18 protein-coding genes and 1 tRNA gene are annotated in these 18288 nt (G+C 48.3%); 2 read left to right on the top strand and 17 right to left on the bottom strand.

Annotation, left to right across the window (positions count from 1 at the left end; translation table 11 throughout):
• Positions 1 to 53: 53 nt before the first annotated feature.
• From L6J37_RS03635 to L6J37_RS03625, 3 genes are all read right to left on the bottom strand, one after another.
• Positions 54 to 497: an L-alanine exporter AlaE gene (locus L6J37_RS03635; RefSeq protein WP_303453641.1), complete on the bottom strand. Its 444-nt coding sequence runs from the start codon at positions 495 to 497 to the stop codon at positions 54 to 56.
• A gap of 671 nt (positions 498 to 1168) precedes the next feature.
• Entirely contained in the window at positions 1169 to 3001 is a 1833-nt protein-coding gene (locus L6J37_RS03630; RefSeq protein WP_192015270.1) for a M4 family metallopeptidase, read from the bottom strand.
• A 666-nt stretch (positions 3002 to 3667) separates the two neighbouring features.
• Positions 3668 to 3755, bottom strand: a tRNA-Ser gene (locus tag L6J37_RS03625).
• Between the two features lie 247 nt (positions 3756 to 4002).
• Between L6J37_RS03625 and L6J37_RS03620 the strand changes: the two genes are divergently transcribed.
• Positions 4003 to 4578, top strand: a complete 576-nt coding sequence (locus tag L6J37_RS03620; protein WP_237794147.1) for a UPF0149 family protein — start codon at positions 4003 to 4005, stop codon at positions 4576 to 4578.
• A 57-nt stretch (positions 4579 to 4635) separates the two neighbouring features.
• Here the strand turns inward: L6J37_RS03620 and L6J37_RS03615 are convergent, their stop codons facing one another.
• The 14 genes from L6J37_RS03615 to cydA form a co-directional block, all read right to left on the bottom strand.
• Complete coding sequence (locus L6J37_RS03615) at positions 4636 to 6537, bottom strand: TRAP transporter permease (protein WP_192015268.1); 1902 nt, start codon at positions 6535 to 6537, stop codon at positions 4636 to 4638.
• A 76-nt stretch (positions 6538 to 6613) separates the two neighbouring features.
• Complete coding sequence (locus L6J37_RS03610; protein WP_237794145.1) at positions 6614 to 7555, bottom strand: TAXI family TRAP transporter solute-binding subunit; 942 nt, start codon at positions 7553 to 7555, stop codon at positions 6614 to 6616.
• 349 nt (positions 7556 to 7904) lie between these two features.
• Positions 7905 to 8966, bottom strand: a complete 1062-nt coding sequence (nadA, locus tag L6J37_RS03605) for a quinolinate synthase NadA (RefSeq protein ID WP_192015266.1) — start codon at positions 8964 to 8966, stop codon at positions 7905 to 7907.
• Between the two features lie 158 nt (positions 8967 to 9124).
• Positions 9125 to 9874: a tol-pal system protein YbgF gene (gene ybgF / locus L6J37_RS03600; protein ID WP_192015265.1), complete on the bottom strand. Its 750-nt coding sequence runs from the start codon at positions 9872 to 9874 to the stop codon at positions 9125 to 9127.
• A gap of 14 nt (positions 9875 to 9888) precedes the next feature.
• Positions 9889 to 10422: a peptidoglycan-associated lipoprotein Pal gene (pal, locus tag L6J37_RS03595; protein ID WP_237794144.1), complete on the bottom strand. Its 534-nt coding sequence runs from the start codon at positions 10420 to 10422 to the stop codon at positions 9889 to 9891.
• A gap of 36 nt (positions 10423 to 10458) precedes the next feature.
• A complete protein-coding gene (gene tolB, locus L6J37_RS03590) occupies positions 10459 to 11805 on the bottom strand; it encodes a Tol-Pal system beta propeller repeat protein TolB (RefSeq protein WP_237794143.1) in 1347 nt (448 codons plus the stop codon).
• Between the two features lie 13 nt (positions 11806 to 11818).
• Positions 11819 to 12865, bottom strand: coding sequence for a cell envelope integrity protein TolA (gene tolA, locus L6J37_RS03585; protein ID WP_218383051.1), 1047 nt, complete (start codon positions 12863 to 12865; stop codon positions 11819 to 11821).
• A gap of 8 nt (positions 12866 to 12873) precedes the next feature.
• Positions 12874 to 13323 carry a protein TolR gene (tolR, locus tag L6J37_RS03580; RefSeq protein ID WP_225445102.1) on the bottom strand — a complete coding sequence of 150 codons (450 nt, stop codon included), beginning with the start codon at positions 13321 to 13323 and terminating at the stop codon, positions 12874 to 12876.
• A 4-nt stretch (positions 13324 to 13327) separates the two neighbouring features.
• Positions 13328 to 14014, bottom strand: a complete 687-nt coding sequence (tolQ, locus tag L6J37_RS03575) for a protein TolQ (protein ID WP_192015261.1) — start codon at positions 14012 to 14014, stop codon at positions 13328 to 13330.
• A complete protein-coding gene (gene ybgC / locus L6J37_RS03570) occupies positions 14015 to 14419 on the bottom strand; it encodes a tol-pal system-associated acyl-CoA thioesterase (RefSeq protein WP_192015260.1) in 405 nt (134 codons plus the stop codon).
• Positions 14420 to 14637: 218 nt separating this feature from the next.
• Positions 14638 to 14964: a cyd operon YbgE family protein gene (locus tag L6J37_RS03565; protein WP_218383049.1), complete on the bottom strand. Its 327-nt coding sequence runs from the start codon at positions 14962 to 14964 to the stop codon at positions 14638 to 14640.
• Positions 14936 to 15055, bottom strand: a complete 120-nt coding sequence (gene cydX, locus L6J37_RS03560) for a cytochrome bd-I oxidase subunit CydX (protein WP_192015258.1) — start codon at positions 15053 to 15055, stop codon at positions 14936 to 14938. The genes L6J37_RS03565 and cydX overlap by 29 nt, the downstream gene beginning before the upstream one ends.
• Positions 15056 to 15066: 11 nt before the next feature.
• Positions 15067 to 16203 carry a cytochrome d ubiquinol oxidase subunit II gene (gene cydB / locus L6J37_RS03555; RefSeq protein WP_237794142.1) on the bottom strand — a complete coding sequence of 379 codons (1137 nt, stop codon included), beginning with the start codon at positions 16201 to 16203 and terminating at the stop codon, positions 15067 to 15069.
• Between the two features lie 25 nt (positions 16204 to 16228).
• The gene (cydA, locus tag L6J37_RS03550; protein ID WP_192015256.1) at positions 16229 to 17812 is read right to left on the bottom strand and encodes a cytochrome ubiquinol oxidase subunit I; all 1584 of its coding nucleotides are present in this window, start codon (positions 17810 to 17812) and stop codon (positions 16229 to 16231) included.
• Between the two features lie 44 nt (positions 17813 to 17856).
• Between cydA and L6J37_RS03545 the strand changes: the two genes are divergently transcribed.
• On the top strand, positions 17857 to 18156 hold the full coding sequence (locus tag L6J37_RS03545; protein ID WP_192015255.1) for a hypothetical protein: 300 nt from the start codon (positions 17857 to 17859) through the stop codon (positions 18154 to 18156).
• Positions 18157 to 18288: the final 132 nt, after the last annotated feature.

The raw sequence follows: 18288 nt of genomic DNA, 5'->3' as shown, positions 1-18288 counted from the left end.
AAAAAGGCAGTCCGTTGGACTGCCTCTCAGCAAAGACGTTTTAACTCGCTGTGTTAAGCCTGCTGGTAGTAACCCGGTACTCTGAACATACGACGGCAAACTTCAAGAAATTGGCCATAGACGCCACCCAGTACACCGCTTACCAGCGCATTAGTTGCAACCGCTGTCATGATTTGCTCGGGCTCTGCCCCCACAAACCAAAGGATAGCGGCATAAACAGGCGACTGGAATAGCACGTAAGCCAGCATATCTGAGACGAATTTCATCCGGCCCAACGGGCTCAATTTTGCGCCCTGACGGATCATCCAGTCGCGAAAGACGCCGTAAGGCCAGGCAATAGCAATGTTAACCGGAATTGACAATGTTCGGGAAGCCAGCGACTGCTGGAAGGTCATCCCTGAGATAAACACTTCGATCATCATGCCTGTGATAAAGCAGAACACCACCATTGCAAAAGTGTCTGCTGCCGCATTGCGCACATTAAATTGTTCTTTCACTGCCGCTCCGAACCATTAACCAGAGATAAAAGCCAACATAGGCGATTCAAAAAGACCATATGACCAGAATTACCACAAACAACCAGTCATTCATCATATTAAATCAACTTTTCAGTGAAATATCTCACTGTATTAATATTAATGTTGTCTATTTACAACCAATAATCGTGATCAAAGCCGCATATTTAGCTAGTTGCGCACTACTGACGTGCTACTCAGGTATTTCTTGCCTTCTGTTATTCAGTTTTTTCGCATGTTTCACGGCACAAAAATGGTCGGAAAGCTCAGTTTGTCAGTTGATAAACGCAGCTTATCGCCAAGATCCGGTTTATTTACATGAAACCCCACCCGAAGTTTCGCTTCATTTTGCCTGTGCTATTTTTATATTTTTTTCATAAACTTATGATCGAACAAGCTCGGCTACCTCATCTAGCCTGCAATTAACACTGTTAAGATTGCCAAAAATCGTATGCATAAGGTGCACTTTACTGAGTCATGACTGAAGATCATGCCAAATGAAGATAAAACTGCAGGTTTTTATCGCGGGGATACAGGCACACAAAAGAGATATAACTACATAAGTGAAATTTAATTACATATCATGACCAAGCGCTCAGCAAAGAAAAAAGGGAGCACAAGGCTCCCTTCTGGTTCATAACGTTAAAAACGGCTTAGTAATTCAGGTTCAGTGTCACGCCTGAGAAGTTGCTGTAGCCACGCAGCATCACGTAGTAGGTCTGGCCAGATGAAACGGAAACATTGCAGGTTTCATTATTCCCACCAACATATGGACGACAATCCCATGAGCTCGTGGTGGGCTTGCTGCCTGCTTTCACGTACAAGTCGGCATCGCCAGATCCGCCAGTAATGCTTACAGAAGCACTTGATACTGATGCTGGCACAGTGAATGTGTAGTGAAGCTCACTGCTTCTGTTACCGGAAAGACCACTGATAGGCTTGCCTTTTTCTAGCGTATCACCCGTTGGCGGGGTTACACCACAAGCGGCATTGACACCGACAGTATTGAAGGCATCGACAACATCAGCAGTGTTATAGCCCAGATCCTGGGTTGCTTTAACAACACCACAACCACCCTGGTCAAAGTTGGAGTTGGCAGTCCAGTACAGCTGGTTAGCCACTGCAAAAACTTCGAAACCTTTACGGGCATCCCAACCGGATTTATTGGCTAGCAAGTAATATGCACGGTTGAATACACCGCTTGAATAGTGCACATTCAGGCCCGATGTGTACTGCGAAGCATGATCGATTGAGCGGCCGTCTTTGGATGGCTGATCAAAATAACGTAAGCCACCGGACTGTTTGAAAATATCGCTTCCTACTACCCAGTCCACACTGCCACGCATATAGAATTCAGCCGCTTCACCGGCGATATCAGAGAACGCTTCATTGATACCACCAGACATATTGCGGTATTCCAGACCTGAGTTCTGCTCGGTAAAGCCATGGCTGACTTCATGAGCACTGACATTGATATCTACCAGTGGATAGAAGGTAGAAGAACCGTCACCAAAGGTCATTGCGCTGCCGTCCCAGAAGGCATTTTCATATTGAGAGCCGTAATGCACACGCATTGTCAGCTGGAAGGTTAACGGTGCCGTATTCAGCCAGTCTTTATACATATCAAAGACAACCTGGCCAAAGTAGTGAGCATCATTCAGCGGTGAATAGGCACCATTGACCTGCTTGTGGCTATTGGCGTTGCTGTCAGTCGGACAGTTATAGCTGAAGGCGTTGTAGCCTGAGGTCGCCCCATTGAGATCGACGGTTTTTACTGCACTGGTATTCATGGTACAGGTCGTACCGTTTTTCTCCACCATGAAATTCGGGAAATCCACACCGAACTGATATTGCCCGGTCTTAGTGTTACCACCAGGGCCAGAGCCCGGAGCCTGGATATGGGCGATGCTGTCCCAGGTATCCAGCACATCACCTGTGTTGGCATCAATGAAGAAATAAGGACGTGATGGCTCATCAGAAGGAACAAAGAAACTCACCTGGTACACCAGCTCAGCCAGATTGTTTTCATCCAGACGAACCATCAGTGTCACTTGTTCATTTTCAAGTGGCAGCTCACCGGTTAATTGCGGAGAATGTAAAGAAGCATGGTGTGATTTAGCAATATTCAGTGCCTGTTTTTCATCAATACTTGCCTGAATTAATGGCAGATCTTGCTCTACATTTTGCGCCATTCGGCCATGAACCTGAGTCAGGCCTTTATTACTTGTCGTTGCCACTACGGCAGTATTATAAACGGGTAATCCTTTATAAAGCTGCTGATAGCGAACCTTTTGTTTACCATTTGGCAAAGTGACCGATTTAACAGGTTTAAAACTGTTATTTAATGGTGTCAGTGAACGTGCCATTAACCCTTGTTCCAGAACAGCAGAATCGGTTACGTCAACCATTTCTGCGGCCATGGCCGGCAAGGTGAAAAGTGAACCTAGTGTCAATACAGCCAAAGCTTGTTGTTTGTTTGTTTTCATTACTCATTCCTAGAGATTATAGTGAGCTGTCCTGCGCATCCCAACCAACAAACCATTCATACTGCAAATGTTTTATCGCCTAACTTCTGAGAACTTCTTGTTTCAGCTCCGTTACACATATGTATGCTTTTCAAGAAAGCGATTCAACTTTGGCTCAGCATTTCAATACTTTGCAAACATAACGAACAAAAAACCGATAATGAAACGTACATAAAAGTTAACATTTTAATAACAATTAAAACAATAAATAAGAGCTATTACTCTAATGTCAAGTAAAATCAACACGTTGAATCACCACGGATTGTATATGAAAATTTACAAATTAGTTCTTGCTAATTTACAAATATAATGAGGGTTTGATATTTAATGTAACGAATGAACATAAAATGAATAGTGTCTCGCAAATATTTTCGGCTGATAAAAGCGCTTAACGGCCAAATTAGAAATGAGTATTTCGTGAATAAACCAGTTCGCTGTCATCTAGCATTAACGACGCTATTTTAAATTTTCAATACAAAATAAATAACGATTCATGAATAAAGACTGAGTCAGAAATGAAATAATGAAGGTCAGTTTTAATTTTCTGGCTTATAGGCCATTTGATACAACTCAGAGTCGTTAAATACAAAAAGACCCGCTGATTTCTCAACGGGTCTTTTCTGAATGTGGCGGTGAGGGAGGGATTCGAACCCTCGATACGTTGCCGTATACACACTTTCCAGGCGTGCTCCTTCAGCCACTCGGACACCTCACCTAATTTTGGTCACTGCGCTTACTCAGTAACGGGGCGTAACTATAGTGTTGCCCCCGACTGAGGTCAACCCAAATCACCACATTATCAATCAAGTGGATACTTTTGCAGCATTGTCAGGCTCACACTCCCCTTTTTTCATGTTTCCCCGTTACAAGGCTATGTCTTCTGACTCTGCCTGCTACAATACCGTTATTCTGCTCCCAGGCGCTGGAACAGCGTGCCTGCCCATTTAAAAGAGAAACTGATAATGTCTGCGCAACTTTCGGCAATTTTGCAAGACCCTGAACTTAGTCAGCATTTGCTGTCTGAACATCAAACCCGTGGCTTTGTAACGGCAATGGCGGCGGCCCCTCATTTACTGGATCCAGCTGAATGGCTGGCCTATCTGTGGGGTGGTGATGAAACCTCGCCATTTAACAGTCATGAAGAGTTGGAAAACTATGCCAACGCCATCGTTCAGATATGGAACGAAGCGCGCCAGGCTTTGTTGTCCAATAGCTGGGAATGGCCGGAAGGCTGCGATTTGGATGACAGAGAATTAGTCACGCCAGCCACCCGTGAATTTGCCGAAGGCGTATTACAGGGCTGGCAATTGGCCCGGGATGACTGGGAAACCATCATGCCGGAAAACAGCCAGGACAATGCCCTGCTGGGTGGCGTGCTGCTTTCTGTCAGCCTGCTGTATGATCCGGAAAGTGCAATGGCCGCCTTATCTGAGCAAGGCGCTGAAGGTCTGGCACAATTTGAAGAAGTATTCAAAGCCATCCCTCCCATGCTGTGCGGCCTTACTCTGCGCGCACAACAGCTTACCGAAAACCAGTAATACCAACCGCCGGGCAGCCACTTCTGCCCGGCTGATTACACGGGCTGGAAACAAGCGTCAGTGGGTCATTTCCACCTTCTTCCGGCCTAACTTGGTGTTTACCACGACTATCCCGATAACAGCAACTAACGCAGCTAACCTGACCGAGTCATCCATAAACAGCATCATCAGTGCCAATGCCAGCAGTATCACTCTGAACGGCTTATTGAGCGGGTTAATCAAACGTCCCTCAATACCACCCGCAAATGCAATAATCAGCCCTGCCGTTGTCGCAATGCCAATCACAAAATGCAGCGTCTCGCCGTCACCCAGTATGAGCCCGGAGAATGCCATCATAGCAGGGATCAAGAAAAAGCCCTGAGCCAGTTTAAACGCCTGCACCGCAGATCGCATCGGCGATGCATTCGCAATACCGGCACCGGCAAAGGCCGCCAGAGCGATAGGTGGCGTGACATTAGAAGTTTGCGACAGCCAGAATACAATCATGTGGGCAGTCAGAATAGGCAAGCCGAAATCATTCAGCGCCGGTACCGCCATAACGGACAGCACTATGTACGCGGCTGTTACAGGCAAGCCCATGCCCAGCACCACCGCCGCCAGTGCTATCAGAAGGAGTGCCGACCATAAGTGACCACCGGACAGCGCCAGCAGGAACTGGGTGAACTGCAGGCCAATACCGGTTTGTCCGACAACGCCAACAACAATACCGGCCGTTGCACAGGCCACGGAAATCGGCAGGGCCATCAATGCCCCTTCTTTCATGCCTTCCAGTACCTGACTCAGGCTGACACGGCTCGAACGGCGACACAAGGCGGAAACAAGAATAGCGACACATCCCGCAATCCCGACCAGCACCGGCGAGTAACTCATCATCAGCAGCGCAGTGACCAGAATCAATGGCGCAAGAAAGTGCCAGCCTTTATTCAGCACTTCACGCACACCTGCTTTGACATCCATCCCTTCCAGCCCCAGCTTACAGGCCATCAGGTGAACATAAAGCAACGTGCAGGCAAAGTACAAAATCGCAGGTGCGATCGACACCAGCAATATTTCGCTATATGGAATCCCCGTAAACTGCGCCATAACAAACGCGCCCGCCCCCATAACAGGCGGCATAATCTGCCCCCCAGTGGATGCAGCGGCTTCAATGCCGGCAGCTTGCTCGGGTTTGTAGCCCAGCTTTTTCATCATAGGGATCGTTAACGACCCGGTTGTCACCGTATTGGCGATGGCAGAGCCAGAAATAGAGCCTAGCGCCGCCGACGCGATCACACTGGCTTTTGCCGGACCACCGCGGTATTTACCGGCAACAGCAAAGGCAATATCGATAAAAAATTGCCCGGCACCGGTCACCTGCAGAAACGCACCAAACAGCACGAAAATAAACACTACCCCTGCCGCAATCGCTAAAGGCGCGCCGTATACCCCGTTGGTGGAAAAAATATGGAATCGAATCAGCTCTTCCAACTCGAACCCTTTGCTGGCGATGCCAGAAGGCAAGGCATCACCAAACAGCGCATAAGTGATAAAGACCGCCGCAATCACCACCATTACCATGCCGACAGAACGCCGGGTCGCTTCCAGTAAGGCAACGATAGTGATCAACCCAGCCAGTTGATCTGCCCCTTTCAGCCCATCCAGTAAAAAACTGATATCGTCATAATCAAACTGAACAATGTGCCAGGTCGCCCAGATGGTGGCAGCCGACAACACAAAATCGACACTACGTGCCGCCAGATATAGTGGAAGAGAATGGCTCTGTTTGATTAATGGCTGAGTGAGAAACACTAATACCAGAATCCAGCTTAAGTGTACCGGACGAAAAACAGGCGCCGCTAATTCTGCCGTCACCCCTTGCCAAATCTGAAAGGCAGACAAAACGATAGCCGCTATAGCGGCTATTTTCATCAGCATATCTGCAAGCTTTTGCCCGTGCCGGGCAGTGGCTGTCGTTGACATAAATACTCCAATTCAGCACAAGGGCTGAGAGACAGACCCAGGTCTGCGCTTCCCCGCCCCTGAAAACAACCCATGTTTACTGCGACTGCTCATCCAGATATTGCTGGGCACCAGGATGCAATGGCACACCACCCAGTTTTTTCATATTTTCAATCGTCGTATATTGAGTCACGCTGATCGTTTTACGAATCTTATCCATATTCTCGAAGGCGGTTTTGGTCATTTCATACGCCAGTTTGTTATCCAGATCTTTATTCACCACTAACACATTCCAGATTGCCGGTGCTTTAAAGCTTGCGACATTCTTATAGGTGTCAGCGGGTGCTTCGATCAATTGATAAGAGGGGTTGGCCGCAGTGATTTTCGCCATATCCGCTTCGGTAAACGACAAAATACGGATATTACGGGTCAATGCCAGCTCTGTGATTGCGCCTACACCTAAGCTGCCGACAATGGCTCCGGCATCAATCTGACCATTGGCAATCGCACTGGTGGTCGCGGTGTAATTCAGAGACTGGGCCTGAATATCTTTTTCTTCAACCCCCAAGGCATTCAGAATATTAACGGCGCTGACTCGTGTACCCGAACCCGGTGCGCCAAGCGAAACCTTTTTACCTTTAAGATCAGCAATACTGTGGATATCTGAATCCGCAGGTACCATAAACTGGACAACATTGGGATAGAGAGCAAACAAAACTACCGCGTCCATTTTTCTCGGGAAGGGTTTAGTGCCTTCATAGGCCTGCTCAACCACATTGCCCATTGCAATACCCGCCAATTGCTTATGGGTAGATACTTTGATCACGTTTTCAACCGAAGCAGCAGTCACCTCAGCCCGCATATCAAAGTTATCAATATTCTCACTCCAGATCTTGGCCAGCATGCCGCCTAACGGGTAGTAAGTACCGCTCTGACTGCCTGTTCCTATGGTGTAATTTTCCGCACTCGCCTGAACCGAAAAGGTAAGCAATGCTGTAGTCGTGAAGGCCAGCCAGCTTTTTCTGAATTGTGTAAGCATAGTTATGATCCTAGTTTTCAGATATTTAGTAGGGTTGTTTCATTATTATTTATCCTATAAATGTTATTGCCTTGTTGGCATACATGATCAACTAAAAAATGCTGACAATGAGATCTCAGGTGCCACTAAATGTTACAAATTTGATTCATTTTGTTATGTTACGGCGAGTAAAACCTGCTGTTACCGCTTACCGATAATGACTTATACCGGTTTAAGGTCTGTCTATCACAGTCGGATTTCACAACATCTCGCAAAATCCCGCCACACCTTCAACAACACAAAAGTCTTCAGATACAAAAAAAGCGACCATAGGGCCGCTTTTCATCTCGGTGGATCTGGTTTGCCCGTATCAGGCGTTGCCTTTCACTTGCAACTGCAGCGATGCAGCAAAATCCAGCATACGGTTCAACGGAATAAGAGATTTCACACGAATGGCTTCATCGACAAAGATCTCGTGCTTTTCGCCACCTTCGCGCAAAGCTGCTTCAATGGCTTTCAAGCCGTTCATTGCCATCCAGGGGCAATGCGCACAACTTCGGCAAGTCGCGCCAGCTCCTGCCGTCGGTGCCTCAATCAGTTCTTTTCCTGGCACCATCTGCTGCATTTTGAAGAAAATGCCTTTGTCGGTCGCAACAATCAGTTTTTGTTGCGGCAGGCTCTTAGCCGCTTTGATCAACTGGCTGGTAGAGCCTACAGCATCTGCTAAGGCAACCACACTCGCCGGCGATTCAGGGTGGACCAGGATAGCTGCGTCCGGATGCAGGTGCTTCATGTCTTTCAGCGCTTTGGCGGAAAATTCATCATGAACAACACACTCGCCTTGCCATAACAGCATCTCAGCGCCTGTTTTCTTCTGGATATAGCTGCCTAAATGGCGGTCTGGTCCCCAGATGATCGGCTTACCTTCGGCATCCAGATGTTCGACAATCTCCAGCGCTATACTGGACGTCACTACCCAGTCAGCGCGTGCTTTGACCGCTGCAGACGTATTCGCGTACACCACCACAGTGTGATCCGGGTGCGCATCGCAGAATTCACTGAATTCTTTTTCCGGGCAGCCTAAATCCAAAGAGCATTCAGCTTCCAGCGTCGGCATCAACACGTGTTTTTCTGGCGTAAGAATCTTGGCCGATTCCCCCATGAAACGCACACCGCAAACAATCAGGGTTTTCGCAGGATGTTGATTACCAAATCGTGCCATTTCCAGCGAATCGCCCACAAAACCACCGGTTTCTTCGGCCAGTGCCTGGATTTCGGGATCGGTGTAGTAATGCGCGATCAGCACAGCTTCTTTTTCCTGAAGCAGCGCTTTAATTTTCGCTTTGTAATCCACTTGCTCGCTTTGAGTCAGTGGAATAGGTTTGGGTGGAAATGGATACACCATTTCTGAAGGGTCAAATGTCAGGCTCATTACGTCTTGCTCTATCAGCTCGTCCTTACAATCCGCGCATTATACACTGCAATTACGCTGTAATACTAATCTGGATAAGGCATGGAAGGGGCAAACAGACACCGCTAACCCAATTTTGAGAGGTCAGCGGCGAGGAAGAGACTAAGCCCGATATCCTGTTATTTAAGATTCTTGAGGCTTTTTTCGGCTTGTTGAGATGTCGCAGTATTGGGATATTCTGCCACTACCTGCTCGTAGAGTTTTTTTGCCACATCCGCTTTGTTGCCACGCTCGGCTAACACACCCATCTTCAACAGCGCATCAGCGCGCTTATTGGAATCTTTGAAACTGGCAACAGCTTCAAAGTGTGTTTGAGCATCCGCCATCTTGTTCTGGGTAAAATAAAGCTGCCCAAGCCAGTAATGGGCATTGGCCGCATACACAGAGTCAGGATAAGTGGACAAAAATCCGTTGAACGCCGTCACCGCACCATCATAATCCTTTTCTTTCAGAATCAAATTCACGGCACTTTCATAAGCGGTATTTTCATCGGCGCTGGCGGCATAGGTTTCACCGCCGGATACATCCTTTTTCTCTGCTTTGGCTGCAGCGGGTTGCTCACGGCTTAATTTGTCAATTTCACGATAGAGCTCACGCTGACGTTCCAGCATCTGCTTCATATCGTAACTATTGCGTTCAACCATACCACGTAGTTCGCCAACTTCACGGGACAATTCATCAAGTTGACGCTGCATATCCAGTTGCATCTGGCTACGCGCCTCAAACATACGTTCTAAACGTTGCAGACTGCTTTCGCTGCTTGATGAGCTGCCTTTGAGCTCAGAAACAGGAGCAGGTGCGGCGACCACAGGGGTCGCCGCACCAATCAGCAACGTTAATGCGACATAACGCATCATGTTACTGTTCATTTTCATAACCTTAATTAGTAAACCAGAACCGAACGACGGTTCTTAGCGTAATCGGCGTCAGTGTGGCCCAGTACCAGCGGCTTCTCTTCACCGTAGCTTACGATAGAGATCTGGCTTGAAGACACACCCAGTGCCTGCAGGTACTTAACAACAGCATTGGCACGACGCTCACCCAGTGCAATGTTGTACTCTGGCGTACCGCGCTCATCCGCGTGGCCTTCAACAATAATTTTCACACCACTGTTGTTACGCAGGTATTCAGCATGTGCTTCAAGCATCGCCTGATAGCTGGCCTGAATTTCAGCATTGTCAAACTGGAAGTAAACCGTTTGTTCCTGGCGCAGTTGCTGGTTGCGGACTTCTTGCTCTGACATCGCCGCTGAACCAGAATCTACAGGTGTTACAACTGTGGTTTCTGAGCCAGTTGTACCAGCGCCAGTGTTAGTTTGAGCGGCAGAACTGTCTGTGCTGTCGGTAGAACTACAAGCAGCCAGAGTAAACATTGGCAGCGCAATTGCCAAACCCTTTAAAACTTTATTCAGTTGCATTTTTTTTCCTTATTTATCGCTATATTGCAGTGAACCCTATAAGAACGGTCCCCAAGATGGTGCTCTTACTCGCCCACTGGTAGCTGGTAAACGAGCCTTAAAACGACCATCTATTGATACCAGAGACAACTCGTTGGATTTGTTATTAACCGAGCTGTAGATCACCATGCCACCATTTGGGGCAATGCTTGGAGATTCATCCAAAAATGTTTTCGTCAAAATCTGTACAGCACCTGTTTTCAAATCCTGTTTGGCAATGTTGTAACCCGAATCCGATCGGTTCACCATTACCAAATAACGGCCATCTGGAGTCAGCTGACCACCGAGATTTTGCGATCCTTGCCATGTCAGACGCTCAGTCGAACCGTCAGCTAAATTTACTCGATATATCTGAGGTTTACCACCTCTGTCTGACGTGAAAATTATAGATTGACCGCTTGGATCCCAAAACGCTTCAGTGTTGTTCGCACGCCCGTCTGTCACCTGTTTCATCGCTTTAGTTTGTAAATCCATTACGTAGACTTGCAAACTCCCACTTTTCGACAAGACCATGGCTAGTTTCTTCCCGTCAGGGGAAAAACGCGGTGAACCATTGTGTCTAGGGAATGAGGCGACCATTTCACGGGTGCCATTCGTAATGTTCATGATAAAAATCTGGGACTGCTGATTTTCAAAGCTGACATAAGCCAGTTTGTTGCCGTCAGGAGACCAGGAAGGCGACATCAACGGCTGTTTGGATTTCAGGACCAGTTGCTCGTTATAGCCATCATAATCAGCAATGCGAAGCTGGTACGGATAGTCCGAGTTATCGTCGATGACCACGTAAGAGATCCGCGTCAGGAATGCCCCTTTTTCGCCGGTCAGTTTTTCATAGACCACATCCGAGATACGGTGCGCATACTGACGCAGACGGTTGGTTCTGACTGTCGCTCGGTTATTCAGCAAAACGTGATCACTGGTCTGAACCAGCTTTCCGTCTTCCAGACCCCGGCTCTCGCCATTGGTTAACTGGCCGCGCACTACATCTATCAGCTGGTAATTGATGACATAATTACCATCAGCGTTCTTACTGACAGTGCCTGTTACCAGCGCATCCACACCCAATGCTGTCCAGGCGGCATAATTAATGTCTGCTTCGCTGGTAGGCGTTTGCGGCATTGCATTAGGGGCAACAGGACTAAATTTGCCACTGCGACGTAAATCCGAGGCAATAACCGACGCCATATCAACAGGCGCCGCACCACCACCCTCCCACTGAAAGGGAATAATACCGATCGGGCGTGCCGAATCGACACCTTCAGTAATGACCAGTTCCAGTTCAGCATGTGCCAGTTGGCTCATGGTGAGCAGGGCGGCACACAAGCCCAAAATCCAACGTTTCATTTAGCTTTCCCTCTTAACTTACTGGCTTCACGGTTAAGCGAATTGAACGCAGTTTTTCCACCACTGCCGGATCTTCTGGCATGGGAAACTGGCTGACTTTTACAACGGCCGCTTTTGCCGCGCGGCACAAACTTGTATCCCCCCCCACATCCGACACATCCAGCAGCAGGCCGCTCACTGACAGTCGCATTTGCAGGTTGCATTCTTTACCCGAGAAATTTTGATCAAACAGCAAATTTTGCTGGATCATCTGCTTGTAAATTTCGCCGTAACGGGCAGTTTCATCAGCGATAAACTGCCCTTTCGCACTACCTCGTTGCTCAGTTTCTGCTTCCAGGCCGGCAAACATGTCATTAAGAGCCGCTTCCTGCTGCCGCTGCAGTGCTTTTGCTTCTTTCGCTTTACGTTCGGCTTCTTTACGGGCAGCTTCAGCTTTACGTGCTTCTTCTTCCGCTTTCTTCTTCGCCGCTACCTTAGCTTTACGATCAGCTTCTGCCTGGCGAGCCGCTTCTTCGGCACGTTTTTGCTCTTCAATTTTCTGCTGACGCGCAATTTCAGCTTTACGCGTTGCTTCTTCAGCTTCCTGCTTGGCTTTTAACTTAGCCTGACGATCCGCTTCGGCTTTTTTCGCTTCTTCGCGAGCCAGCTTGGCTTGTTCGTCTGCCTGACGCTTTTCTTCTGCTGCTTTTTCTTTTTCACGAGAAATTCGAGCCCTTTCAGCATCTGCTTCGCGCGCTGCTTTCTCGGCCTGGAGCTTATCCGCTCTCAGTTTACGAATACGCTCTTCTTCAGCCTGACGCTGCTGTTCCAGTGCCACAGCCTGACGTTCAAGGCGCTCAAGACGTTCTTGCTCTGCTTTTTTCGCCGCATCTCGCTGCTCGCGAAACTGGCGGGCCTGCTGATTGACCAAAGCGGGATCAACGACAACAGCCTGAATGGTCGAACCCTTTGGCTTAGGGTCAGACATAGTGAAGTCCGTTCCCCAGATCAGCGCAGCAAACAATACAGCATGGAAAAATAACGAAATGATGATGGCAACTGTATAGTTGTTTTTTTTCATTTACTTCCCTACTGCTCCAATGGCTCAGTCATCAGACCCACAGAGCCGACACCTGCCTGATTCAAGGCATCCAGCGTTTCGATAATCGCTGAATAAGGGACTCTGGCGTCTCCGCCCACCATTACGGGCGTTTTCGGATTAAGCTGCAATTCGGCTTTAACGCGCGTCAGCAGCTCAGTCAATTGCAGGCCACGTATCATGTCATCGTTATTGACGCTCAGGCCAAGCTGACCATCTTTGTCCACCTCGACAATGATAGGTGCCCCGCTATCGTTTTCACCGGCCAGCTCTGCCGCCGTTTGCGCTGTATGCGTGGCAGGTAACTCAACGTCTACACCCTGAGTCACAAATGGCGCGGTCACCATGAAGATAATCAGGAGCACCAGCATCACGTCAATGTACGGAACCACATTGATTTCTGCCGTCATCTTGCGCTTTTTCGGTTGATAAACCGCCATGATGTTACTCCTGGTTAGCTGCAAACGCCTGACGGTGCAGGATGCTGGAGAACTCTTCCATAAAGGTGGCGTAGTTATGTTCCAGTTTGGCAACCTTGTTGGTCAGGCGGTTGTAAAACATCACAGCCGGGATTGCTGCGAACAGACCCATCGCCGTTGCAACCAATGCTTCGGCAATACCCGGAGCGACCATCGCCAGTGTTGCCTGCTTCACGGCGCCCAACGCAATAAAGGCATGCATAATGCCCCATACTGTACCGAACAGGCCGATGTAAGGACTGATTGAACCCACAGTGGCCAGAAACGGCAAACTGGTTTCCATTTCTTCCACTTCCCGCGACAGCGATACACGCATCGCACGGCCAGCCCCTTCCATGACAGATTCTGGCGCTTTGCCATTATTACGGTGCAAACGGGCAAACTCTTTAAATCCCGCATAGAAAATCTGTTCCGTTCCGCTCAGATCGTCTTTACGGCTCTGCACTTCCTGAAACAAATGAGATAAATCAATGCCCGACCAGAAACGGTCTTCAAAACGCTCGGCTTTTGAGGCTGCCTGAGACAATATCTGCGAACGTTTCACAATCATCGCCCAGGAGATGACCGACATTCCCAGCAGGATCAGCATGACAATTTTGACCAGCAGGCTCGCCTGCAAAAACAAATCCAGAATAGAAAGTTCAGCACTCACTTAGGCTATCTCCGACAGTATATGTTCTGGTATCACAATGGGTTTCATTGAACGAGGGTCGACACAGGCTACCTGAACAGTAGCTTTACACAAGCACTGGCCCTCATTGTTTACTAAAATCTGACAAAATTCGATGGAGGCTTTACGCACCTTTAACGGCCAGGTACGAACCTTGAGCTGATCGTCTAATCTGGCACCTTTCAGGTAATCAATTTCAAGATGGCGCACCACGAAACTGAAACCTTGCTCTAACATGTCCTGTAAGCTGACTCCAAAGCTTCTGAATAGTTCCGTTCTGCCACGCTCAAAAAACTTAAGATAATTGGCATGATAAACAATGCCGCCAGTGTCTGTGTCTTCAATATAAATAGTGATTGGCCATTCAAAGGCGTTTTCTTCCGTCATCCCAATACCACTAATGATGCATAACCAACGCCAAAAAAATGACGTCAGAAGGTAATCCAGCAATAACTATACCGGAGTTAATTTAGAGAATGAAACCCCTGACTTTCCGCATGTATTATTTCCTTTCAATTTTTGACCTTGTCGGTATTTCCGGGAATTACTGCCACATAAAACACAGCCCGCTATTCTCGGCGGGCTGTGTCGTAACATACATGCTTTCAGCTCAGACGGAGCCAAAGAATACCCGCCAATATGGGTAAGGCGGCATAAGGTGTGAATAACAGTTGCCAGTACCACCGCCGAGGCACGAAACCTACCCCGAAGATAACCGCGGCACAGCAAGACCAGATGAGTGCCGGAGAAATAACAGGACCAAAACCTCCTATCTCCTCGGCGAACAAGACTGGGTCCCATATCACGAGACCGCCTGTAACCAGTCCCATGATCAGGGCCAGCACACGTAACACACTGTGCGCCAGCCAGGCATGGCTTGTTCTGACCCAGACGTCGATACGATTACTCACTGTCTGATTGACTGCTGTCATCCATGTTCTCTGTTGTTTCTAACCACAACGCGTTAATGATACCGAACGAGCAGGCTAACAGGACCCCCAGAATCCAGGCGAAATACCACATAGTCAGTCTCCTTAGTACAGTGAATTTTTATTGTCTTCGATATATTGCTTATCGAGACGACCAAACATTTTGTAATAACACCAGCAGGTGTAAGCCAGGATGATCGGCACCATGACAAAAGCAACCACTGTCATAATGTTCAGCGTCAGCTCACTGGATGTTGCATCCCAGAGTGTCAGACTGTGGTTCGGAATCTCACTGGACGGCATGATGAATGGGAACATTGCAAAGCCGAAAGTAAGAATAATGCCTGCCATGGTCAAACTGGAGAACAGGAAAGCAAACCCTGCCCGTTCAATACGACATGCCAGAATCGTCAGCAACGGCATCACAATGCCCAGTGCCGGAGCAATCCACAGCAGCGGCTGAGCATTGAAATTCATCATCAGTGCGCCAGTCTGGCGCACCACTTCTTTGTTGAGCGGGTTTGACGCCGCATCTTTTACAAGCTCAGACGCGACCACATACCCTTCCAGGTTTTTCGCCCAGAATCCGGCCAGCACAAAAGCAACCAAGGTTATTATCGCTGTGATTGGCGCAATGTTACGCGCGCGCGCATGCAGCTCGTCTGTGGTTTTCATCTGCAGGTATACCGCACCCTGTGTCACTATCATCGCCAGACTGACAACGCCGCACAGCAAAGCGAAGGGATTCAGCAAGCCGAAAAACGAGCCCTTATAAGTCGGAATCAGCAGATCGCTCAGAACAAAAGGCACGCCTTGCAGCAGGTTGCCAAAAGCCACACCAAAGATCACAGGCGGAACAAAGCTGCCGATGAAAATCGCACGGTCCCACAGGCTACGCCATTTTGGATCTTCAATTTTCGAGCGGTAATCAAACCCCAGAGGACGGAGCCAGAGGGCCGCTACTGTCAGAACCATAGCCAGATAAAACCCGGAAAAAGCCGTCGCATAGACCAATGGCCAGGCCGCAAATAACGCACCGCCGGCTGTGATTAACCAAACCTGGTTACCGTCCCAGTGCGGTGCGATAGAGTTAATCATGATGCGGCGTTCTGTGTCTGTTTTACCAATAATGTTGGTGAGAACACCGACACCCATATCGAATCCATCCGTCACTGCAAAACCGATGCACAAGACACCAATCAGCAACCACCAGATAAGACGTAACACTTCGTAATCAAACATTTTTAATTCTCCTGTCCGTCTCGGATCACTTCATGACCGGGTTATCAGTTAAGTCATGCGGTGCAACATTCTGTTCAAAATGATAGCGCCCGGTTTTCAGACTGCTTGGACCCAAACGGGCAAATTTCAGCATCAGGTAGACTTCCGCAATGAGGAAACAGGTATACAGAGCGATAATAACGGCCATCGACGTCAGTACATCCGACACGGCCACATTGGACGCCGCCATCGCTGTAGGCAAAATCTCACCCACCGCCCAGGGTTGACGACCGTACTCAGCGACAAACCAGCCGGCTTCAATGGCGATCCAAGGTAGCGGGATGGCGTACAGCGCCGCGCGAAGCACCCATTTTTTCTCAGTGATTTTATGGCGACAGGTTTGAATAAATGCCGCAGCAAACACACCCAGCATAATAAATCCACAGCCCACCATGATGCGGAAGCTCCAGAATAATGGCCAGACGGTAGGCAATGAATCGGCCGCCGCTTGTGCGATGTCCTCATCCGTAGCATCCACGACCCTGTCGGTATAAGGCTTCAGCAACAGCCCATAGCCCAGATCATTTTTCACGGCATCGAACGCGGCGATATTTTCAGGTGATTTTTCACCCGCACGCAGTTTCTCAAGCAGGCCGTAGGCTTCCATACCACTACGGATACGCACTTCGTGCTCATCTTTAAGATCACGTAAACCCGTGACTTCAGTATCAAACGAACGCGTAGCAATAATACCCATCACATAGGGGATTTTAATGGCGTAATCCGTGTGCATGGTTTCCTGATTCGGAATGCCGAATAAGGTGAAAGCCGCCGGGGCTTCTTCGGTGTGCCACTCGGCTTCAATAGCGGCCAGTTTTGCCTTTTGGACATCACCCAGCTCGTAGCCGGATTCATCTCCCAACACGATCACAGACAGGATAGAGGCCATACCGAAAGAAGCCGCAATCGCAAATGAACGACGGGCAAAAGGCAGATCGCGACCTTTGAGGATGTAATAAGAGCTGACACCCAAGATGAACATGGCACCTGTTACATAGCCTGATGCCACAGTGTGGACAAATTTCACCTGTGCAACAGGATTGAGTATCACTTCGGCAAAACTCACCATCTCCATGCGCATGGTTTCGAAATTGAACTCAGCACCAACTGGATTTTGCATCCAGGCATTGGCAATCAGAATCCACAATGCCGAGAAGTTTGAGCCCAGAGCCACCAGCCAGGTCACCGTTAAGTGTTGGCGCTTACTGAGTCGATCCCAACCAAAAAAGAATAAGCCGACAAAAGTGGATTCAAGGAAAAAAGCTATCAGCGCTTCAATTGCAAGCGGGGCGCCAAAAATGTCGCCGACGTAGTGAGAATAGTAGGCCCAGTTCATACCGAACTGGAATTCCATGGTCAGTCCAGTGGCTACACCCAGTGCAAAGTTAATGGCGAAAAGCTTACCCCAGAACTTGGTCATGTCCTTGTAGATTTGCTTTCCGGTCATCACATACACAGACTCCATGATGGCGAGCAGAAACGCCATGCCCAAAGTCAGCGGGACGAACAAAAAGTGGTACATCGCAGTCATAGCGAACTGTAACCGCGATAGTTCGACGATATCAAACATGATAACTCCTTTAGTCGCCAGTCTCCCGGCAACGTACGACATAGTTGATCGAGCACGCCCAGCAAGTATTCTTCAAGACTACTGTCAATCGGTTAAAACATCAGCAATCATTGATTGATAACCCGACAACGCGTTATCCATCGTTAGGCTACGCAAAACGTCAGCGAGCACGCCTGCCTGTTTTACAACATCATTTCCTGACCAGCGATTTACTCGCCAAACTGGATGTTGCGGACTTGTTTCGAATTATAGATTTTAATGTAAAACCACAGCCAGATAAGCTGAAACTAATACTACTGACTTCGCCACACAGGTTCAAAGGTATTTATAAAAAAGCGCGCTGATTCGCTAAGCAGATTGCGATTTAAATCGTATAGATAAGTTATTTCCATGCGCGAGATCAAACTTCTCGCAATTGCATAGCTTTGTAGCTAACACTTTAAATAAATGTGATTTTTCAATTATAAAGTTACAAA

Origin of the sequence: Photobacterium sp. WH77 (genome assembly GCF_022014395.1) — a bacterium.
Lineage (GTDB): Bacteria > Pseudomonadota > Gammaproteobacteria > Enterobacterales > Vibrionaceae > Photobacterium > Photobacterium arenosum.
The sequence above is the reverse complement of the archived record's forward strand: the minus strand, read 5'-3'. Positions and strand labels throughout refer to the sequence as shown.